Source organism: Streptomyces sp. NBC_00016, from assembly GCF_045040885.1.
GTDB classification, from domain to species: domain Bacteria; phylum Actinomycetota; class Actinomycetes; order Streptomycetales; family Streptomycetaceae; genus Streptomyces; species Streptomyces coriariae.
In genome coordinates, this window is sequence record NZ_CP108304.1 from 7,403,428 (window position 1) to 7,422,057 (window position 18,630).

The following is an 18,630-nucleotide window of genomic DNA, read 5'->3' on the forward strand; positions in this document are numbered from 1 at the left end:
CGCGCAACTCCCGGTCCCTCCGCCGTCCGCGGTCCCCCTGTCCCTGGTCCCGCTACGGGTGGGCGTCCTCGCCCAGGCGCCGGACGACGCCGAGCGCCTCCTCGACACTCCCCGCCACGTCCGTCACCGGATACTGCACATGCCGGACGACCCGCTCCCGGTCCACGACCAGGGTCAGCCGTTTCAGCCGGCTCGCCCCCGCCGCCCGGAACGTCGGCAGCCGCAGCGCGGTGATCAACGCCAACTCGGCGTCGGACAGCAGCGGAAAGTCCAGCCGCTCCTCCTGCGCGAACGCACGCTGCTCGTCCGGGCGTTGGGTGGACACCCCGTGCACCGCAGCGCCCGCCGCGCGGAACCCGGCGAGCCGGTCGCGGTAGGTGCGGGACTCCAGCGTGCAGCCCGGGGTGCCCGGGATCTCCGCCCAGCCCGGTGGGTAGGCGTCGGGGCGGGCGTAGGCGCCGGGGAAGCAGTAGAGAACGGTGTGGAGCGCGTCGTCGGCGACCGGATCGCGCGGTGAGCCCCGGTCGTCGACCAGCCGGAGCCCGGGCAGCCGGGTACCCGTCAGGGCGTGCACGCGCCGGGCCTCCGCGGACGCCTGCTCGGCCGTGGCCGTGGTGCCGCCGTCACCCAGGACCCAGGCGTCGCCCCAGTCCTGGAGGGCGACCAGAACGGGCAACAGGGCCCGGCCGCGCGGGGTGAGGCGGTACTCGTGGCGCACCGGTCGCTCCTGGTACGGCACCCGCGCGAGTACCTCGGCCTCGACGAGAAGCCGTAGCCGCTCGGTCAACACCTTCCGGGACAGGCCGAGTTCGCGCTGGAGCTCGTCGAAACGGTGCACTCCGCGCGCGGTGTCGCGGACGATCAGCAGGGTCCACCAGTCCCCGACGACGTCCAGTGCCTGCGCGATGGCGCAGCCGGAATCCTCCAGGCTCGTCCTGCGGGCCATGGGCCTCCTCCCGTCGCTGACGGCCATGCTGACACAGTTGGTTCCCAAGAGAAACTCACCAGGCCGGCGGGGGCGCGCGGCCCGCGTCCTGAGACACCGCTGTGCGGGTTGGCCTCTGCGGCCCCCCGCCGGTTAGGTTGCCCTCATGACCGACACGACTGTTCCCCGCACCACCGGCGCCGCGGCCGCCGGCCTCGCCACGATCGCCGCCGACGGCACTGTTCTCGACACCTGGTTCCCCGCGCCCGCGCTCGTCGCCGAGCCCGGCCCGTCCGGCACCGAGCGCCTGTCCGCCGAGAAGGCTGTGGAGCTGCTCGGCGAGGGTGCGGCGAAGGCCGTCGGTTCGGACGCCCGCCGGGGCGTCGAGGTGGTCGCGGTCCGCACGGTCATCGCCTCGCTCGACGACAAGCCGCTCGACGCGCACGACGTCTACCTGCGCCTGCACCTGCTCTCCCACCGGCTCGTGAAGCCGCACGGGCAGAGCCTGGACGGCATGTTCGGTCACCTCGCCAACGTCGCCTGGACCTCGCTCGGCCCGGTCGCCGTGGACGACGTCGAGAAGGTCCGCCTGAACGCCCGCGCGGAGGGCCTGCACCTCCAGGTCACGTCCATCGACAAGTTCCCGCGCATGACGGACTACGTCGCGCCGAAGGGCGTCCGGATCGCCGACGCCGACCGGGTCCGCCTCGGGGCCCACCTCGCCGAGGGCACCACGGTCATGCACGAGGGCTTCGTCAACTTCAACGCGGGCACCCTCGGCACCTCGATGGTCGAGGGTCGCATCTCCGCGGGCGTCATCGTCGGCAACGGCTCGGACATCGGTGGCGGCGCCTCCACGATGGGCACGCTGTCCGGCGGCGGCAACGTGATCATCTCGATCGGCGAGCGCTGCCTCATCGGCGCCGAGGCGGGCGTCGGCATCGCCCTCGGCGACGAGTGCGTGGTCGAGGCCGGCCTGTACGTCACCGCGGGCACCCGGGTCACCATGCCCGACGGCCAGATCGTCAAGGCCCGCGAGCTCTCCGGCGCCTCGAACATCCTCTTCCGCCGCAACTCGGTCACCGGCGCGGTCGAGGCCCGTCCGAACAACGCGGTGTGGGGCGGCCTGAACGAAATCCTGCACAGCCACAACTGATCCGTGACCGGCGGCCGTGACCTGCGGCTGCCGGTACAGATCAACGCCCTGGCCTGCTGCCGAGCTGTCGGCGGTCGCCGGCGTCGGTCACCAGTGAGCGCCCTTCCACGGCCCGAGGACGGCCCGGGAGGGCGCTCGTGTGTGAGCACCGCGTCATCGAGGGGCGGTCAAGCGTGGGCGTCCTCGACAGCGACTCGTCGCACTGTACGCAGCGTCGACCGGAGACGGTCCGCATCGGTTGAGCCCGGGGCGAGACGGAGCGCCTGCGGTGTGTGCGTCGCCGGAGGCGGCCACTTCTCGCAGGGCCTGTCGGAGGAGATCGGCGTGTCCGGGCAGTGCCGGATAGTTGAAGCTGAGGTCGACCGCGTCGGTGGCGACGGCCTGCTGGTCGATGCCGTGGCCGGCGGGAACCGCGACATCACGCACGAACGTGCCGCGGCCCTGTTCCCGGCTCACCAGACCCATCATTTCCAGCTCGGCGTACACCCGGGTCGCGGTCACCACGGGGATGCCCTCACGGGCGGCGAGCCCGCGGTGCGTCGGCAGCCGCGCCCCCGCGGCGAGAGCGAGCCGCCCCGGTCCGGATCTCGGACGCGAACACGTCGACCAGTGTCTTGTAGCGCGAGGCTGCCATGCACCGGATTGTATGCATGACAATTCTTTGACTGTCCTGTTCGCGGGTCCTTACCGTCAAGACCACCCATCCCTGCGGAAGGACAGCCGCCGTGCACATCGCCATCCTCACCTTCGAGGGCTACAACGAGCTCGACTCCCTGATCGCGCTCGGGGTGCTCAACCGCATCAAGACCGACGACTGGCGCGTCACCATCGCCACCCCCGGTCCCAAGGTGACGTCGATGAACGGAGTGGTCATCGAGCAGATGTCCAGCCTGGAGGAGGCGTGCACCGCCGATGCCGTCATCGTCGGCAGTGGCATCGCCACCCGCGAGGTCGTCGAAGACCCGGCGATCATGAATGTGCTGCGCCGCCTGGACCCCTCGCGCCAGCTCATCGCGGCGCAGTGCTCCGGCGCGCTCGTCCTGGCCAGGCTCGGCCTGCTCGACGACATCCCCGCCTGCACCGACCTGACGACCAAGCCCTGGGTCGTCGCCGCCGGCGTCGAGGTACTCAACCAGCCCTTCTACGCCAAGGACAACATCGCCACCGCCGGCGGCTGCCTGGCCTCGCACTACCTCGCCGCCTGGATCATCGCCCGTCTGCAGGGCAAGGAGGCCGCCGACGGCGCGCTGCACTATGTCGCCCCGGTCGGCGAGAAGGAGGAGTACATGGAGCGCGCCTGGCGCAACATCACCCCGTACCTGCCCGCTCCCGCACCGGCGCTCGTCTGAACGACCAGTGATCTCCTTGCGCGGACTGTCACCACTTCCTCATGCCTGCAGTGCTGCCGCGAACTCCGCCAGGGTGGTGAAGTCCTCCTCGCGCAGGCCGAGTCGGGGGTTCACGTGGTGCAGGAGAGCCGGTGCCGGGTGGTGGGTGGTGACGTAGGTCGTGTCGGCGGGGGACTGTTCGTCGTCCACCCAGGCGAAGGGGCGGCCCGCCGCGTGGGCGACGATCGCCTCCGTCTTCCAGTGGACCCCGTCGGGCCGGTGGGCGAAGAGCGCCTCGCCGAAGTCGACGTACGGAAGCTCGGGCAGTCCCACCACCGGCGCGATCCAGCGGTTGGCCTGGGCCATCCAGGTCGTCGCCCAGCACAGGTCGTAGGGGAGGCGGAGCAGCGCGGCGCCGTGTCCGGGGTGCAGCCAGACCCGCAGCGGTCGCTCACGGCCCACGGACGCCCTGATGGTCGTATAGCCCGCCGGTCGCTTCGAAGGCTTGGCGGCGTACGGGTTGAGGGGACCGTCGACGTCGAGATACAGCAGCGGCCGACTCATGCACTCACCGTACGTGAGCATGTCCGGGGGGCCGGCGGAATTTTGTGGGGGGCGCCGGCATAGCGGGGGCGGGGCGTCCGCGTCCCAAGAGGTACAGGGGCGGGCATCGGGTCCGGTTCCGGGGGAAGAGAAGGTGACGATGGATGCCGAGGCGCTGGAGAGCTTCCGACATTTCGTGGACAGCAGATCGTCGGCGCTGCTGAGGACGGCCGTCCTGCTCAGTGGCGGCGACCGGCACGCCGGTGAGGATCTGCTCCAGAACGCCCTGGCGAAGGCGGCCGGCCGCTGGCACCGCATCGAGGAACCCGAGGCGTACGTACGTCAGGTTCTCTACCGGCAGCAGATCAGCCGCTGGCGTCTGAAGTGGCCCCGGCGCGAGGTCAGTGTCGCCGAACCGCCGGACAGCGGAGCCGGTCTCGACGCCTCCTCGGCCGCCGAGCTGCGGGTCGTGATGCGCGCGGCCCTGTCCCGGCTGACCGCGCGCCAGCGCACCGTGCTCGTGCTGCGATATTTCGAGGATCTGCCGGAGGCCGAGGTGGCCGGACTCCTCGGCTGCTCCGTGGGCACCGTACGGTCCACCACTCACCGCTCTCTCGCCCGGCTGCGCGCCCTCGCGCCGGAGCTGGCCGCCCTCGGCCCCGCGGACGCCGAACAGGCGCCGTCTCGTGACTTCTCGCCTGTGGAGGTGCGTCCGTGAACGTCGACGAACTCGTACGCGACTCCCTGCGCGAGCAGGCCGACGAGCAGCCGCCGGCCGGGACCGGACTCGCCGACCGGGTGCTCGCCCTGCGCAGGCGCCGCCGCGCCCGGCGGTTGGTCTCCGTGGCCGCCGCGACCGTCGCCGTGGTGGCCGTGGCCGTGGCGGTGCCGAGGCTGGACTCCGGCGGCACGACCGATGTGCGCCCCGCCGACGTCACGGAGCCCACCCGGATCACCGCGCACCCGGACCAGTCGCCGCCGAGTGACCTGATCGCCGCCGGGCGGACGGCGCTGGCCGCGTACTACGCGTCGACCGTCGTCCCGCAGAGCGCCGACCGGGCGGTGTCGACGCGCACCTACTGGCTGCTGAACCCGACGACGCAGAAGTATGTGAAGACCACCAAGTGGTCGTGGGTCGCCGTCGCGCCGGGGCTGCGGACCGCCGCTGTCCTGGAGCAGAACCTGCCCGTCCGCCGGATCGGCCTGCTCGACCTGGCCGGCGGCGAGGTCAAGCGCTGGATCCCGGTCGAGCAGGCCGTCGGCGGCCTCGCGTTCTCGAGGGACGGCCGTGAGCTGGTCGCGACGGCGTACGGCGCGAACCCGGACCTGAGGGTGAGGGCCGAGGGCGGCACCGGGGGCTGGGACGCGAACATGGAGCAGTCGCACCGCACCGGGTTCTACGTCTTCGACGTGGCCTCCGGGAACGGCTCCTGGAGCGAGGTGAAGGCCGGCACGGACATGAACGACCCCACCGCCTTCCTCAACAGCCGCCAGGACTTCGCCTTCAGTCACGACGGCAGCCGCATCTGGTCCGGGATGCCCTCGGAGCCCGGCTACCGGTTCTACGACCGGCAGGGCAGGAAGGTCGACCCGCCCGCGGGCGAGAAGTACCTGTCGTGGTTCGTCGACGCGGGTCTCTCGCCCGACGGCAAGAAGCTCGCCGGTGACTTCGCGGGCAAGAAGTACAAGACGTCCTCCTGGATCGTCGACCCCCGCACCGGGAAGAACCTCGTCGAGACGCACGGTCAGCAACTGCTCGCCTGGGCCGGCGACTCCACCCTCGTCGCCTGGGACATCGGCCCGGACGGCGACGAGTACCACCAGCGGTTGGTGCTGGTCACCCTCGACAGCGACAAGGTCGTCCCGCTCAGCGACTTCCGGGCGACCAAGGACGACACCCTCGGACGCTGGACGCCGATCTTTGCGGACCGCTGACTGGCCCTCGCCCGGCGCTCAGGAAGCCGGGTGGGCCATGAGCCGGTCGTAGGCCGCGCGCAGTCCGTCGACCGTCTCGCGGTCGGCGGGCCGCAGCGGTGCGCGGACCGGGCCGGCCGGCAGGCCCAGGTCGCCCAGGAGCCCCTTGGCGGTGACGGTTCCGGGCAGGCCCGAGGCCATCATCGACTCGACCAGTTCCATGGCCTGTTGCTGGAGTCTCGCGGCCCGGGAGGTGTCGCCCGCGTCGAACGCGTCCAGGACGGAACGCAGTCGGTCCGGCACCACGTTCGCGACCGTGCTGACGTAGCCGGCCCCGCCCACCGCGTACAGCGCGAGGTGGTGCTCCTCGCAGCCCGCGTAGTACGCCAACTCGGTGCGGGAGAGCACCTTCTGGGCACCGAGGAAGTCGTAGGAACAGTCCTTGACCGCCACGATCCGGGGGTGCTCGGCGAGCCGGAGCATGGTGTCCGGCTCGATCCGCGTGCCCGTGCGGCCGGGGATGTCGTACAGCATCACCGGCAGCCCGGAGGCATCCGCGACCTCCCAGAAGTGTGCCTCCAGGGCGTCCTGCGGAGGCCTGCTGTAGTACGGGCTGACGACGAGCACCCCGTCCGCTCCCGCCTTCTCGGCGGCCCGGGCGAGTTCGACGGTGTGGCGGGTGTCGGAGGTGCCCACCCCGGCCACGATCGACGCCCGGTCGCCCACCGCCTCCCGCACCGCGGCCACCAGTTCCGCCTTCTCGGCGTCCGACGTGGTCGGCGACTCGCCCGTCGTACCGGAGAGCACCAGTCCGTCGCAGCCGGCAGACACCAACCGCTCGGCGAGCAGCCGCGCACCGTCGAGATCCAGTGCGCCGCCGCCGGTGAACGGCGTGACCATCGCGCACAGCGCACGGCCGAAGACCGGAGCGGGGCGCGGGGCCGGGGGCGGGACGAGGGACGGGGTGAGAGACGGGGTGGTGGACGGGGTGGGAGTCGGACTCGGGGGCGTGGGGCGAGCTGTCGTCATAGGGGTAGTCTCGGGCTCACCAAGGTGAAGCTCTACTTAATTCTTCTACGGGATACGGGTAAGTATTCCTGTACGGATGTTCCGCCGTCGAGGGTCGCCGTGAGGGGTGGCGGGGGTCGGCCGGGGTACCCGAATGGTCCGGAACCGAGAGGAGGCGGAACGCCGTGACCGGGACCACGGACATCCGGCCCGTCAGCGACGGACACCGCAGCGACGGACGCCGCAGCAACGGGCAGCGGAGCGACGGACACCACAGCGACGGACACCACACCGTCGGCGAACTCGTCGGCCAGGCCACCGAACAGCTCTCCCGGCTCGTACGGCAGGAACTGGCCCTCGCCAAGCACGAGTTCACCGAGAAGGGACGGCGTGCCGGGCGCGGCGGAGGGCTGCTCGGCGCCGCGGGCGCGTTCGCGTACGCCGGGCTGCTGGCGCTCGCGGGCACGGGCGTCGCCGCCCTCTCACTGACGCTGCCCGTCTGGGCGGCCGCGCTCATCGTGACGGCGGTGCTCTTCGTGATCGCCGGCGTGCTGGCCGCGGTCGGCCGTGGCCAACTGCGCCGGGCCGCGCCGCCCACCCCCGAGGAGACCCTCGGCAGCGTCCGGGCCGACGTCGAGGAGATCAAGGAGAGGGCACACCGATGACGGACAGGACAGCGGCCGACCTGCGTCGGCAGATCGAGCGGACCCGGCACCGGCTCGGGGCCACGGTCGAGGAGTTGGCGGCCAGGGCGGACGTCCGCGGCCGCACCCGGGCCCGCGCCGCCGATCTCATGGACCGCGCCGGCGCGATGACCGTACAACTGCGCAGCACGGCGTCCCAGGCGAGCTATCACATGCAGGAACGGGCCGGGCGTGCGGGACATGCCGTTCAGGAACAGGCGAGCCGCGCGGGGCACGCGGCTCAGGCAAGGGCGGGCCATACGACCCAGGGGCGAGGGGGTCGTGCGCGGCATGCCGTGCAGGAAGCCGCCGTCCGTGTCGGCCGCACCGCCCAGGATCACGCGCTCCACGCCCGTCACGACCTCAGGGACAACGCGGCCCGCGCGGGTCGCACCGCGGAGCGCTCGGCGCCCGCTCCGGTCCGCGTACCCGTGCGGTTCGCCCTCCGGCACCCGCGGCCGGTGGTGATCGTGGGCGCGGCGGCCGTGGCGCTGGTGGCGGCCGGGGTGATCGGCCGACGCAGGGCGAAGCAGTAGCCGTCGATGCGGTAGTCGTCGATGCGGTGGTCGTCGAAGCGGTAGTCGGCAAAGCGGTAGTCGTCGAAGAGGCAGGGGGTCGAAGAGGCAGGGGGTCGAAGAGGCAGGGGGTCGAAGAGGTAGGGGTCGGAGCGGTAGCGGTCGCAGCAATCGGTGTGCCGGTCATGAGCGTTGGATCACGCTCGTGACCGGCACGTTCGTCGTCGGAGCCGGTCGGCGGTGGAAGGGCGCGAAGACGTTGTCGTCCCGGCGCGCGGTCGATCACCGGGAGCCCGTGGGGGAGGAGCGGCCGCCCGCCGCCCCAGGGGTCCCGGATCGGACCGCCCAGGTCGTTCGGATCGTCGAACCAGCCTGCCACCGGCTCACCGAACACTCAGTTCGCCTGGACAAAAAAAGTGTTCGGTGAGACGGTGGACGCATGCTGGACGTGACCGTGATCGAGGACCCCGAGGCCGCCGCCGTCTCCCTGGACCCCATACGGGCCAGGCTGCTCGCCGAGCTGGCGGCCGGACCCGCGTCGGCGGCGATGCTGGCCGGCAAGGTCGGACTGCCGAGGCAGAAGGTGAACTACCACCTCAAGGCGCTGGAGCGGCACGGCCTGGTCGAGCTGGCCGGAGAGCGCCGCAAGGGCAACGTCACCGAGCGGCTGATGCGGGCGACCGCGGCGTCGTACGTGATCTCGCCGCTCGCGCTCGCCCCGGTGCAGCCGGACCCGGACCGCTTCCGGGACCAGCTGTCCGCGCGCTGGCTGCTCGCGCTCGGCGCCCGGCTGGTGCGCGATGTCGGCTCGCTGCTCACCGGTGCCGCGAAGGCCCGCAAGGGCCTGGCGACCTACGCGCTGGACGGCGAGGTGCGCTTCGCCTCGGCCGCGGACCGGGCCGCGTTCGTCCAGGAGCTGACGGCGGGCGTCAGCGCGCTCATCCGCAAGTACGACGCCCCCGACGCCGAGAGCGGCCGCGACCACCGGATCGTCGTGGCCGTCCATCCCACGGTCAAGCCCCAGCCCCAGCCCCAGCCCCAGGCCCAGGCCCCGACCGAGCTGGAGTCCGCGACGCAGACCCAGCCCGAGCCCGAGCCCGAGCCCGAGCCCGAGCCCCAGCCCGAGACGCAGGCTCAGCCCGCGAGGCAGGCCCAGGCCGGGACGCAGGCCCAGGCCCAGATCCGGCCCGAGACCCCGGAACCAGACAGTGAGTAATCAGGAGCCAACCATGTCCAAGGAATTCGAGATCGCCCGCGAGTTCGAGGTCGACGCGACGCCCCAGCAGGTGTGGGACGCCGTCACCGCGGGGACCGGCGGCTGGCTGTGGCCGATGGAGGAGCCGGAGCCGCGCGAGGGCGGCAAGGGCCCCTTCGGGTCCACGGTCACCGTCTGGGACCCGCCCCACCGCTACACCAACCGGGTCGAGAACGTCGACGGCATCTCCGAGCAGACCCTCAACCAGCTCGACTACACCGTCGAGCCGCGCGACGAGGGCCGGCGCGCGTGGGTGCGCTATGTGCACAGCGGCATCTTCGTCGACGACTGGGACAACCAGTACGACGCGGCGGGCCGGCACACCGACTTCTACCTGCACACCCTGCGCCAGTACCTGACGCACTTCGACGGCCGCCCGGTCGCCTTCGTCACCTTCGACGGGCCCGACGCGTCCAAGGCACCCGACGCCCTCACCGCCGTGGCACGGGCGCTGGGCCTCGCGGACGACACGGCCGAAGGCGCGCGCGTCCGGGCCGGCGGCCCCGAGGGGCGGCCCCTCGAGGCCGTGGTCGACTTCAGCAACCCGTACTTCATCGGGCTGCGCGGCGACAGCTCCCTCGTCCGCTTCTTCGGCCGCAACCACTGGGGCTACCCGGTCGGCGTCAGCGTCCACGACTTCGCGCCGGACGCCGACGCCGAGGCGAACGAGACCGCCTGGCGGGGCTGGCTGGACGCGGTGTTCAGCCGGCCCCGGTGATCGCGGCCGCAGGCGTTACGGCTGGAAGCGCAGCACCTGCGGGTCGTGGTCGCTGATCTGGTCGTGGAACTCCGAGTTGATGTGCACGCTGTCGTACTCGAAGTCGCAGCCGCGCCGGATCGACGGGCTGACCAGGATCTGGTCCAGGACCTGCTGGTTGCCCTGGTAGTCGTAGGTGTAACGCTCGCTCTTCGGCAGCGACTTGATCGCCGACCACAGCTCGCCGTCGCCCTCGAGAAGCTGCGCGGTGCCGGAGAACTCGAAGTCGTTGATGTCGCCCAGCGCGATGACGTCCGCGTTCTTCTGCGTGTCGAGGATGTCCTTGACGAACGCGTTGACCAGCGTCGCCTGCTGGTGACGCTGGGTCTCCGAGCTGCGCACCACCGGCTGGTACTGCGCGGTCAGGCCCTGGTCGCCGCCCTTGGAGTTGAAGTGGTTGGCGATCACGAAGACCGTGCGGCCGCGGAAGACGAACTCGCCGACCAGCGGCTTGCGGCTGTTCGCCCAGGCCGCGTCGGCCGGGTCGATGCGGCCGGGAGAGGCGGTCAGCTGCGCCTTGCCGTGCACCTTGGTGACGCCGACGGCCGTGCTCGCGTCGCCGCCCGCGCGGTCGGTGAAGGAGACCCGCTCCGGGTTGAACAGGAACACCTGACGGATGTTCCCGCCCGGCTCGCCGCCGTCGGTGTTGTTCGTCGGGTCGATCGAGCGCCAGTCGTACTTCGGGCCGCCCGCGGCCACGATCGCGTCGATCAGCTTGCCGACCGTCACATCGGCGGCGACGGTACCGTCGTTGGTCGCGCCGTTGTTGTCCTGGATCTCCTCCAGGGACACGATGTCGGGCGACTTCAGGTTGTTCACGATCGCGGAGGCGTGCTCCTCGAACGTGGCGTCGGACGGGTCGAGGTTCTCGACGTTGTACGTCGCGACCGCCAGCTCGCCCTTCTTCTGCTTCTGCGTCGTCTCCCGCTCCAGGCCGCCGCTCTTCAGCGCACCGAGCCGGTTCGCGACGAGGGTGTAGCCGCCGAACTGGTTGTAGTCGAGCGGGCCCGCGGTGACGCCGGTGAGGGAGTCGCCGACGTTCGCGACGGGGAAGTCCGCCGTCGCGCCGAGCGACTGGATCTGGAGCCGGCCGGTGTTCTGCGAGGTGTAGGAGCCGTACAGCGCGCCCCCGCGGCGGCTGGTGTTCTCGCGCGGCTTCACCGTGACCCACAGCTCGGTGTACGGGTCGGTGGCGGTGACCACGCGGGCGTCGGCGACCTGGACGTTCATGCCCTCGAGGGACTCGTAGTAGTCCAGGGCGTACCGGGCGGGCCGCAGGGTGAGAGCGTTGATCGAGTTGCTCGCGGCGGTGTCACCGGCCGGGGTGTACGCGGCCGGGACCGAATTCGCGTTCACGACCGTCGCGGCCGGGACCGCGTTGCCGCTGGAGACGACCGTCACCGTCGGCTTGGTGATCTCCGTGACGGTCTGGTTGCCGGTCGAGGCGCCGCCCGGGACGAACTCCGAGACCGTGCCGGTGACCGTGACCGAGTCACCGACGGCGACCTTCGGGGTGGAGCTGGTGAAGACGAAGACGCCCTCACTGGTGGCCGGGTCGGCGTCCGGGTTCGGATCCTGGATCCAGAAGCCTCTGGACGATCCGTAGGTGCGCACACCGGTGACGATTCCGGCCACACCCGTGACCGCCTGGCCGGCGTACGGCGACAGCCGGGTCGTGCCCTGGATGTCGTGAATGGCCACCGTGTCCGCGTGCGCGGGCGCGGACAGGGCGACGGTGGAGGCCGCGGAACAGACGGCGGCGACGGTGAGCGCGGCGAGACGCGCGGACTTCTTGCTCGGCAACGGAATCCCTCCGGGGACGTACATGAGCGCCGGGACGAGGGTGGAGCGTGGAACGAAGGTGCAGCGTGGAGCGAGGGTGCAGCGTGAAGCGTGAAGCGTGGAACGAGGGTGGAGCGTGGAACGGGGGGCCGCGGTCCGCGGGGCGGACGCGACGCGCGTAGAAAATACAGTGAACAGATGTCCATCGGATTTCTACGCGCGTCAATCTCCTGCCTGGTCACGCCACTTGTCAAGGTTTCGGCCATGTACGCCGCCCCGCGGGGAGATGAACCGGGCGGCATGGGTCCATACCCGTCTAGGCTGAGTGGCCCAGTGCCCCCAGCGGGCCGGTGGCACCACGCGCCCTAGGAGAACCAGCCGATGTCAGACAGCTCCCCCCTCCCGCCGGTGCGGCTGCACCCCGAAGCGGAGCTGGCGCGCGACGCGCTGTCCACGCCGTTGCTCTCCCGGGCCGCCCTGCTCGCCCGCTGGGCCGGTCCCGACACCCGGGTCGACGCCGGGGGCGGGCTCGTCGAGGACCAGTTGGCGCCCGCCGCCGAGGCGCTGGGGCTGACCGGGGACGACGCCGCCGCCTACGCGAGCGAGGCCTGGCGGGTCGCCGTGGACGCCGGGCTCGTGGAGGTCGTCGACGAGGAGGCCGGCACCGTCACGGCCGGCGAGGACCTGGCCCTGCTGACCGGCGGTTCCCCGCACGACATCCTCGCCGTCTGGCTCGGCGCCCTGGAGACCGTGCTCGCCGACGCGTCCGTCCCCGACCTGGACGAGCTGATGGAGGTCATGGACGAGGGCGGCGAGGTCGACTTCTCCCGGCTCGACTGGAACCCCGAGGCCGAGGCCGAGTTCCTCGACGGTGTCCTCGGCAACCTCTACCTGCTCACCGCCAGCGAGGACGGCCCCGGCGACGCCCCGGTCCCGCTGCCCGCCCTCGCCGCGTCGATGATCATCCCCGGTGACATGGACGAGCCCACCAACGATGTCCTGGAACAGGTCTCCGACGCGATGATGCGGCTCGACGACCAGTTCCGGCTGCTGGAGCCGATCGGGATCGTCGCCTACCGGCCCGTCGACGAGGACCTGATGGCGGACCCGGACGAGGAGCCCGCCGCCCCCGTCGACGAGACCGACGTCTCCCGCTACGGCATGGTCCGGCTCACCCCCCTCGGCGTGTACGGGCTGCGGGCCCGGCTGCTGGAGGCCGGTTTCCAGGCCCCGGCCGTCGGCGACCTCGCCGACAAGGGCGCCGACGTCCTCCTCGACGGCAGCTCCGGCTACGGCCCCGGCGCCGCCCTCGCCGAGACCGAGCACTGGCTGGTCCGCCGCGAACCCCTCGACGCGGCACGGGAGTTGCTGGCCGCCGCCCGCGGCTCGGACGCCGGCGCCCCGCTGCGCCGGCTGCGCTGCCAGCAGGCTCTCTCCCTCGTCGGCGGCCAGGCCGAACCCGCCGTCCGCGAGGTCCTCGACGACGCCGAACTCGGCGGCCTCGCCCGCGTCTGGCTCAGCGAGCTCGGTGCGACGGACGTACCGGCGCCCTCCGAGGACCTGGTCTTCTGGCTCACCATCGACACGGTGGCGGCGCAGCTCGCCGCCGAGGGCAACTCCGAGGAGCTCCAGGCCCTCGTCGAGGGGCTGGCCCAGCAGCACAGCGGATTCTTCTCGGCCGCCTGGCGGGTCGACCACCCGGCGACCCCGGACGTCCTGGAGGCGATGGGGCGTCTGCATCCGGACAAGCGCATCGCGAAGGAAGCACGCAAGGCCGCGTTCAAGGCGAGGTCGCAGCAGGGCGGATGAGTCTCCCGCGGCGCGGATGCCTTGGGGCTCCCGTGGCCGGATCCGTACGGATTCATGGAACGGGGTCCCCTGAAGTCGCCCCCCGTTCAACTCCCGTTCAGGCATGGGCGGGACGGTGACGCCGAACCGAGGTCCGCCACCCTCCACGGCACTCTCACCGCGTCTCAGGAGACATCATGTCGCTCACCCGCAGGGACTTCGCCAGACAATCCGCGATCACCGGTGCCGGGGTCGCGCTGGCGGGCAGCGTAGGCGCCCTCGCCACCGCGCCGAACGCCCTCGCGTCCACGGAGACCGAGTCCGCGGCGGACACCGCGGACGCGAAACAGACGTCGGCGGCCGGGCATCACGGGGTCGGCTACGGACCGCTGCTGCCCGACCCCGACGGCATCCTCGCGCTGCCCGCCGGGTTCAAGTACCGCGTCATCACCTACAGCGGCAGGACCAAGCTGGAGTCCGGCGAGATCACGCCGTCCAACCACGACGGCACCGCCACCTTCTGCGGCCCGCGCGGTGCGACCCTGCTCGTCAACAACCACGAGCTGAAGGGCCCGCGCGCGAGCTGGCCGTACCCGGTCCCGCTCACCGAGGGCCTGGTCTACGACCCGGCGGCGGCCGGCGGCTGCACCGTCGTCGAGGTGCGCCCCGGCGGCCATGTCGCCGAGTGGGTCGGCATCGCCGGCACCTCCACCAACTGCGCGGGCGGCACCACCCCTTGGGACACCTGGCTCACCGGCGAGGAGACCGAGGACAAGGCCGGCCAGAACGGCATGACCAAGGACCACGGCTACATCTTCGAGGTCGACCCCGAGGACCGCCGCGCCAACCGCGACCCCAAGCCGATCAAGGCGTTCGGCCGGTACGCCCACGAGGCCGTCGTCATCGACCCCAAGCGCGGCCACGCCTACCTCACCGAGGACGCCTCGGGACCGAACGGCCTGCTCTTCCGCTGGACCCCGCCGGCGGGCTTCCGCCACGGCCGCGGCAAGCTGCGCACCCTCGCCGACGACGCCGGCGTCCTCCAGGCCTTCAAGTGCTTCGACTCCGGCGGCAAGTTCGTCGACGACCTCTCCCGCGCCACGAAGATCGGCACGGTCTACGGCGTCGACTGGATCGACGTCCCCGACCGCGACGCCCGATCGGTGCCCGTCCGCAAGCAGTTCACCGACGGCCAGGTCACCCGCGCCCGCAAGCTGGAGGGCATGTGGTGGGGCGACGGCGGCACCTACATCGTCTCCTCCTACGCCCGTGACGAGAGCCCCGTCCAGCACGACGGCGCCGTCTGGTTCTACGACCCCAAGCGCCGCACGCTGACCCTGAAGGTGCTGCTCGGCGTGAACCCCGACCCGTCCGTCGACGGCGCCCTCGACGGCCCCGACAACATCACCGTCTCCCCGTACGGCGGTCTCGTCATCGCCGAGGACGGCGAGGGCGTCCAGCACCTGTTCGGCGCCACCGACAGCGGCCGCACCTACCCCATCGCCCGCAACGAGCTGAACATCGGCACCGCGGACGAGCCGGAATACAGCGAGTTCACCGGCGTCACCTTCTCGCCCGACGGACACACCCTGTTCGCCAACATCCAGACCCCGGGCATCATGCTCGCGATCACGGGGCCGTGGAAGCGCCAGAAGCGGTGAACAGCGAACGGTAATTAATTCACTCGCTCGATCCGCGGCCGCCCTCCTAAAGTGGTGCACGTCCAGGTGCGAAGGCAGGACCTACTTCCACTGATAATGGGGCGGCCGCGGGTTCGAGTCCCGCCACCGGCACAACGCGCCGGTGTAGCTCAGGGGTTAGAGCACCTTGTCGGTTCCGCCGGCTTCGATCTCTGGACACCACAATTTCACAGCACCTCCCGGTGCGCGGGCTGCGGCTACTTCTTTGCAACAGAAATTCTGGCCGCCGCCGACTTTATCTCGGGAGGCGCAGCATGTGGTGGGTGCCCGGTGCGCAGGCAACGGTTACTTCATTGGATCGGAGGGTCGCGGGTTCGAGTCCCGTCATCGGCTTCAGGTCGGTGTAGCTCAGTCGGTAGAGCATCTGGCTAAGTCCGTCGCCGACCTCTGATCTCGGGCACCTTCCTTTTGCTGCGCCTCTCCCGATGGACGACTGAATGAACAATGAATTCGGGGGAATTCACCATGGCGCGCTTCAATTTCCGTGCCCGTAATCCGCAGCCCGTATCGCCCGTATCGCCCGTGACGACCACGGGCCGGGTGCTCCGTACCCACCAGGGCGGCCGAGGCCGTGAGCGGGACGCCCGCTCCGAGCTGTTCCTGCTGGCGATCGCCAACTTCGTCTCCCAGCAGACCTTCTACGAGACCGGCGCCGCCCGCGACGACCGCTTCGCCGAGCTGGTGCGCGAACTCGCCGTCAGCGACCCGTCCTGGACGGCCGGCCTGCTGGGCTGGCTGCGCGGCGAGGGCAACATCCGCACCGCCGCGATCGTGGGCGCCGCCGAGTACGTGCACGCGCGTCTGACGGCGGGCGCCACCGACGGCCCCTCGAACCGGCAGGTCGTGGACCGCGTGCTCCAGCGGCCGGACGAGCCCGGCGAGCTGCTCGCGTACTGGACGGCGACGTACGGCCGCAACATCCCCAAGCCCGTCAAGCGCGGGATCGCCGACGCCGTACGGCGGCTCTACAACGGCAAGTCGCTGCTGAAGTACGACACGGCCTCGAAGGGCTACCGCTTCGGCGACATCCTCAACCTGGTGCACGCCGCGCCGGACCCGGCCAAGCCCTGGCAGGGCGAGCTGTTCCGGTACGCCCTCGACCGCCGGCACAACCCCGACACGGCCGTGGTGCCCAAGTCGCTGCCCGTGCTCACGGCGCACCGCGACCTGATGGCGCTGCGGCCCGCCAAGCGGCGCAGGGTCGTGACCGGAGCGGGCGGCGCGCGGCGCCTTGCCGAGGCGGGCATGACCTGGGAGGCGCTGGCGGGCTGGCTCCAGGGGCCGATGGACAAGGCGGCCTGGGAGGCGGTCATTCCGACGATGGGGTCGATGGCTCTGACGCGCAACCTGCGCAACTTCGACGAGGCGGGAGTCTGCGACGAGGTCGCCGCGCGGGTGGCGGCGAAGATCAGCGACCCGGCGGAGGTCGCGCGCTCGCGGCAGTTCCCCTTCCGGTACCTCGCCGCGTACCAGCACGCGCCGTCGCTGCGCTGGGCCTACCCGCTGGAGCGGGCGCTCGGCCACTCGCTGGCCAACGTGCCCGCGCTGCCCGGCCGGACGCTGGTGCTCGTCGACCGGTCCGGTTCGATGTTCTACGCACGGCTGTCGGACCGTTCCGAGCTCAACCGGGCCGACGCGGCGGCGATCTTCGGCACGGCGCTCGCGCTGCGGGCGGCCGACGCCGACCTCGTCGAGTTCGGCACCAGCAGCAACACGATCAAGTTCCGTGAGGAGGAGTCGATGCTGAAGATTCTGGAGCGCTTCGGAGACCTCGGTGGTACGGACACCACCGAGGCCGTGCGCCGGCACTACCGCGGCCACGACCGGGTGCTGATCGTCACCGACGAGCAGTACACGGCGAGCCACCACGGCGACCCGACCGACCAGGTCCCGGCGAACGTGCCGGTCTACACCTGGAACCTGGCCGGCCACCGCGCGGGCCACGGCCCGTCCGGCAAGGGGAACCGGCACACCTTCGGCGGGCTGTCGGACGCGGCCTTCCGGATGGTGCCGCTGCTCGAGGCCGCCGACGACACCCGGTGGCCGTGGGCGGCCTGAGCGCCGGCGCGGGCTAGCCCAGCCGTGAGACCTGGTAGTGGCCGATGCGCCAGTCCTCGTCCTCGCGCCTGAGCAGAACACCGAGGTACACGGCGATCGTGGGCCGGTCGGTGAACGAGAACTCCACGTCCAGGTAGCCGAGGACGAGGTCGTCGGCGAGGCGCCTGGTCTCGAGAAACCGGTAGTCGGCCGTCATGCCGAGGGGCTGGGAGTCGTAGTAGTCCGCGACTCCCGGCCTTCCCGTGCTGTAGGGGTGCAGCCCCTGGAAGATCGCGTCCTCGGTGAAGAGGGCGGCGACCCGCTCGGGTTCGTGCGCGTCGACCGCGGCCTTCCACCGGTCCAGGACGCCGCGCAGGATCGCTTCGTCGTCCGTCGTGGCGCTGCTCATCGCTGTGCTCCTGTCCGCCGGTCAGTGGCCGGCACTCATGCCGCCGTCGACGTGGAGGATCTCGCCGGTGACGAACGGGGCGTTCTCCAAGTAGACGACCGCGTCGACGATGTCGCTCTGCTCGCCCATCCGGCCGACGGGGTGCAGGGCGGCGAGGAAGTCGTGTGTCTCCTCGGCGTGCATCGGCGTCTTGATGGTGCCCGGCGAGACGGCGTTGGCCCGGATGCCCCGGGTGGCGTACTCGATGGCGAGGGACTTGGTGGCGGACTGCAGACCGCCCTTGGTCAGCGAGGCCAGCACGGAGGGCACGTTGGCGTCGGCGTTGTCGACCAGGCTGGTGGTGATGTTGACGATGTGGCCGCCGCCGTGGGCCAGCATCCGCTCGACGGCGAGCTGGGTGAGGTGGAAGAACCCGGCCAGGTTCACGCCGGTCACGGTGGCGTAGTCGTCCGGGGTGTAGTCGGTGAAGGGCTTCGCGACGAACACGCCCGCGTTGTTGACCAGCGTGTCGATCCGGCCGAACCGTTCCACGGCCGCCGCGACGACGCGTTCGGCGGTGGCGGGGTCGGCGATGTCGCCCTGGACGGTGACGAGGTCGAGGTCGTCGGCGGGGGCGATGGTGCGTGAGGTGGCGACGACGGCGTAGCCGAGCTTGCGGTAGGCGTCGACCAGCCCGGCGCCGATGCCCTGCGACGCGCCGGTGACGACGGCGACCTTCTGCTGCTGAACGCTCATGGTGATCTTCTCCGAGGGGGACGCGATGACCGGTTACTAGCCGACCGGTCGACTATTTAGAACGTAGGCCGGTCGTCGGTCGGCGTCAAAGGGCG

General features: G+C 71.4%; 18 protein-coding genes and 1 tRNA gene. 12 read left to right on the forward strand and 7 right to left on the reverse strand.

The window, feature by feature from the left end; translation table 11 throughout:
* Positions 1–52: 52 nt before the first annotated feature.
* Positions 53–946: a winged helix-turn-helix transcriptional regulator gene (locus tag OG933_RS32705; RefSeq protein ID WP_362520564.1), complete on the reverse strand. Its 894-nt coding sequence runs from the start codon at positions 944–946 to the stop codon at positions 53–55.
* 145 nt (positions 947–1,091) lie between these two features.
* Here OG933_RS32705 and dapD point away from each other — a divergent pair, with 145 nt between their 5' ends.
* Entirely contained in the window at positions 1,092–2,081 is a 990-nt protein-coding gene (gene dapD / locus OG933_RS32710) for a 2,3,4,5-tetrahydropyridine-2,6-dicarboxylate N-succinyltransferase (RefSeq protein WP_405630432.1), read from the forward strand.
* Positions 2,082–2,234: 153 nt separating this feature from the next.
* Here the strand turns inward: dapD and OG933_RS32715 are convergent, their stop codons facing one another.
* Positions 2,235–2,585 (reverse strand): hypothetical protein, encoded by a 351-nt coding sequence (locus OG933_RS32715; protein WP_405630434.1) that lies wholly within the window; start codon positions 2,583–2,585, stop codon positions 2,235–2,237.
* Positions 2,586–2,806: 221 nt separating this feature from the next.
* On the opposite strand from OG933_RS32715, the gene OG933_RS32720 reads away from it, so the two are divergent.
* Positions 2,807–3,430, forward strand: coding sequence for a DJ-1/PfpI family protein (locus OG933_RS32720; protein ID WP_362520572.1), 624 nt, complete (start codon positions 2,807–2,809; stop codon positions 3,428–3,430).
* A 39-nt stretch (positions 3,431–3,469) separates the two neighbouring features.
* Here the strand turns inward: OG933_RS32720 and OG933_RS32725 are convergent, their stop codons facing one another.
* Positions 3,470–3,973, reverse strand: a complete 504-nt coding sequence (locus OG933_RS32725) for a hypothetical protein (RefSeq protein WP_362520575.1) — start codon at positions 3,971–3,973, stop codon at positions 3,470–3,472.
* 139 nt (positions 3,974–4,112) lie between these two features.
* Between OG933_RS32725 and OG933_RS32730 the strand changes: the two genes are divergently transcribed.
* Both OG933_RS32730 and OG933_RS32735 read left to right on the forward strand, forming a co-directional pair.
* Positions 4,113–4,670 carry a SigE family RNA polymerase sigma factor gene (locus tag OG933_RS32730; RefSeq protein WP_362520940.1) on the forward strand — a complete coding sequence of 186 codons (558 nt, stop codon included), beginning with the start codon at positions 4,113–4,115 and terminating at the stop codon, positions 4,668–4,670.
* Positions 4,667–5,887: a WD40 repeat domain-containing protein gene (locus OG933_RS32735; protein ID WP_362520578.1), complete on the forward strand. Its 1,221-nt coding sequence runs from the start codon at positions 4,667–4,669 to the stop codon at positions 5,885–5,887. Before OG933_RS32730 ends, OG933_RS32735 begins: the two co-directional genes overlap by 4 nt.
* 18 nt (positions 5,888–5,905) lie before the next feature.
* Here the strand turns inward: OG933_RS32735 and dapA are convergent, their stop codons facing one another.
* Positions 5,906–6,895: a 4-hydroxy-tetrahydrodipicolinate synthase gene (dapA, locus tag OG933_RS32740; RefSeq protein ID WP_362520580.1), complete on the reverse strand. Its 990-nt coding sequence runs from the start codon at positions 6,893–6,895 to the stop codon at positions 5,906–5,908.
* A 164-nt stretch (positions 6,896–7,059) separates the two neighbouring features.
* On the opposite strand from dapA, the gene OG933_RS32745 reads away from it, so the two are divergent.
* The 4 genes from OG933_RS32745 (at position 7,060) to OG933_RS32760 (ending at position 10,045) form a co-directional block, all read left to right on the forward strand.
* Positions 7,060–7,539 carry a phage holin family protein gene (locus tag OG933_RS32745; RefSeq protein ID WP_362520583.1) on the forward strand — a complete coding sequence of 160 codons (480 nt, stop codon included), beginning with the start codon at positions 7,060–7,062 and terminating at the stop codon, positions 7,537–7,539.
* Positions 7,536–8,093 carry a DUF3618 domain-containing protein gene (locus tag OG933_RS32750; protein WP_405630438.1) on the forward strand — a complete coding sequence of 186 codons (558 nt, stop codon included), beginning with the start codon at positions 7,536–7,538 and terminating at the stop codon, positions 8,091–8,093. Before OG933_RS32745 ends, OG933_RS32750 begins: the two co-directional genes overlap by 4 nt.
* Before the next feature lie 418 nt (positions 8,094–8,511).
* Positions 8,512–9,288 (forward strand): ArsR/SmtB family transcription factor, encoded by a 777-nt coding sequence (locus OG933_RS32755; RefSeq protein WP_405630440.1) that lies wholly within the window; start codon positions 8,512–8,514, stop codon positions 9,286–9,288.
* 13 nt (positions 9,289–9,301) lie between these two features.
* Entirely contained in the window at positions 9,302–10,045 is a 744-nt protein-coding gene (locus OG933_RS32760; RefSeq protein ID WP_362520591.1) for an SRPBCC domain-containing protein, read from the forward strand.
* A gap of 15 nt (positions 10,046–10,060) precedes the next feature.
* On the opposite strand, the gene OG933_RS32765 is transcribed toward OG933_RS32760, so the two are convergent.
* The gene (locus tag OG933_RS32765; protein ID WP_405633580.1) at positions 10,061–11,887 is read right to left on the reverse strand and encodes an endonuclease/exonuclease/phosphatase family protein; all 1,827 of its coding nucleotides are present in this window, start codon (positions 11,885–11,887) and stop codon (positions 10,061–10,063) included.
* A gap of 360 nt (positions 11,888–12,247) precedes the next feature.
* On the opposite strand from OG933_RS32765, the gene OG933_RS32770 reads away from it, so the two are divergent.
* From OG933_RS32770 to OG933_RS32785, 4 genes are all read left to right on the forward strand, one after another.
* Positions 12,248–13,675 (forward strand): hypothetical protein, encoded by a 1,428-nt coding sequence (locus tag OG933_RS32770; RefSeq protein ID WP_362520597.1) that lies wholly within the window; start codon positions 12,248–12,250, stop codon positions 13,673–13,675.
* 176 nt (positions 13,676–13,851) lie between these two features.
* On the forward strand, positions 13,852–15,315 hold the full coding sequence (locus tag OG933_RS32775; RefSeq protein WP_362520600.1) for an alkaline phosphatase PhoX: 1,464 nt from the start codon (positions 13,852–13,854) through the stop codon (positions 15,313–15,315).
* Positions 15,316–15,374: 59 nt separating this feature from the next.
* Positions 15,375–15,444 (forward strand) — tRNA-Ile (locus OG933_RS32780).
* Between the two features lie 375 nt (positions 15,445–15,819).
* The gene (locus OG933_RS32785; protein WP_362520603.1) at positions 15,820–17,412 is read left to right on the forward strand and encodes a TROVE domain-containing protein; all 1,593 of its coding nucleotides are present in this window, start codon (positions 15,820–15,822) and stop codon (positions 17,410–17,412) included.
* Positions 17,413–17,425: 13 nt separating this feature from the next.
* Here the strand turns inward: OG933_RS32785 and OG933_RS32790 are convergent, their stop codons facing one another.
* Positions 17,426–17,800 (reverse strand): SgcJ/EcaC family oxidoreductase, encoded by a 375-nt coding sequence (locus tag OG933_RS32790; RefSeq protein WP_362520607.1) that lies wholly within the window; start codon positions 17,798–17,800, stop codon positions 17,426–17,428.
* Positions 17,801–17,821: 21 nt separating this feature from the next.
* On the reverse strand, positions 17,822–18,535 hold the full coding sequence (locus OG933_RS32795; protein ID WP_405630442.1) for an SDR family NAD(P)-dependent oxidoreductase: 714 nt from the start codon (positions 18,533–18,535) through the stop codon (positions 17,822–17,824).
* Between the last annotated feature and the right edge of the window lie 95 nt (positions 18,536–18,630).

Excerpts from the sequence above, each read along its gene's own strand:
- OG933_RS32770 (WP_362520597.1), top strand. The coding sequence starts at position 12,248 with ATGTCAGACAGCTCCCCCCTCCCGCCGGTGCGGCTGCACCCCGAAGCG.
- OG933_RS32760 (WP_362520591.1), top strand. The coding sequence starts at position 9,302 with ATGTCCAAGGAATTCGAGATCGCCCGCGAGTTCGAGGTCGACGCGACG.
- OG933_RS32730 (WP_362520940.1), top strand. The coding sequence starts at position 4,113 with ATGGATGCCGAGGCGCTGGAGAGCTTCCGACATTTCGTGGACAGCAGA.
- OG933_RS32790 (WP_362520607.1), bottom strand. The coding sequence starts at position 17,800 with ATGAGCAGCGCCACGACGGACGACGAAGCGATCCTGCGCGGCGTCCTG.
- dapD (WP_405630432.1), top strand. The coding sequence starts at position 1,092 with ATGACCGACACGACTGTTCCCCGCACCACCGGCGCCGCGGCCGCCGGC.
- OG933_RS32785 (WP_362520603.1), top strand. The coding sequence starts at position 15,820 with ATGGCGCGCTTCAATTTCCGTGCCCGTAATCCGCAGCCCGTATCGCCC.
- OG933_RS32755 (WP_405630440.1), top strand. The coding sequence starts at position 8,512 with ATGCTGGACGTGACCGTGATCGAGGACCCCGAGGCCGCCGCCGTCTCC.
- dapA (WP_362520580.1), bottom strand. The coding sequence starts at position 6,895 with ATGACGACAGCTCGCCCCACGCCCCCGAGTCCGACTCCCACCCCGTCC.
- OG933_RS32750 (WP_405630438.1), top strand. The coding sequence starts at position 7,536 with ATGACGGACAGGACAGCGGCCGACCTGCGTCGGCAGATCGAGCGGACC.
- OG933_RS32725 (WP_362520575.1), bottom strand. The coding sequence starts at position 3,973 with ATGAGTCGGCCGCTGCTGTATCTCGACGTCGACGGTCCCCTCAACCCG.
- OG933_RS32775 (WP_362520600.1), top strand. The coding sequence starts at position 13,852 with ATGTCGCTCACCCGCAGGGACTTCGCCAGACAATCCGCGATCACCGGT.
- OG933_RS32795 (WP_405630442.1), bottom strand. The coding sequence starts at position 18,535 with ATGAGCGTTCAGCAGCAGAAGGTCGCCGTCGTCACCGGCGCGTCGCAG.
- OG933_RS32705 (WP_362520564.1), bottom strand. The coding sequence starts at position 946 with ATGGCCCGCAGGACGAGCCTGGAGGATTCCGGCTGCGCCATCGCGCAG.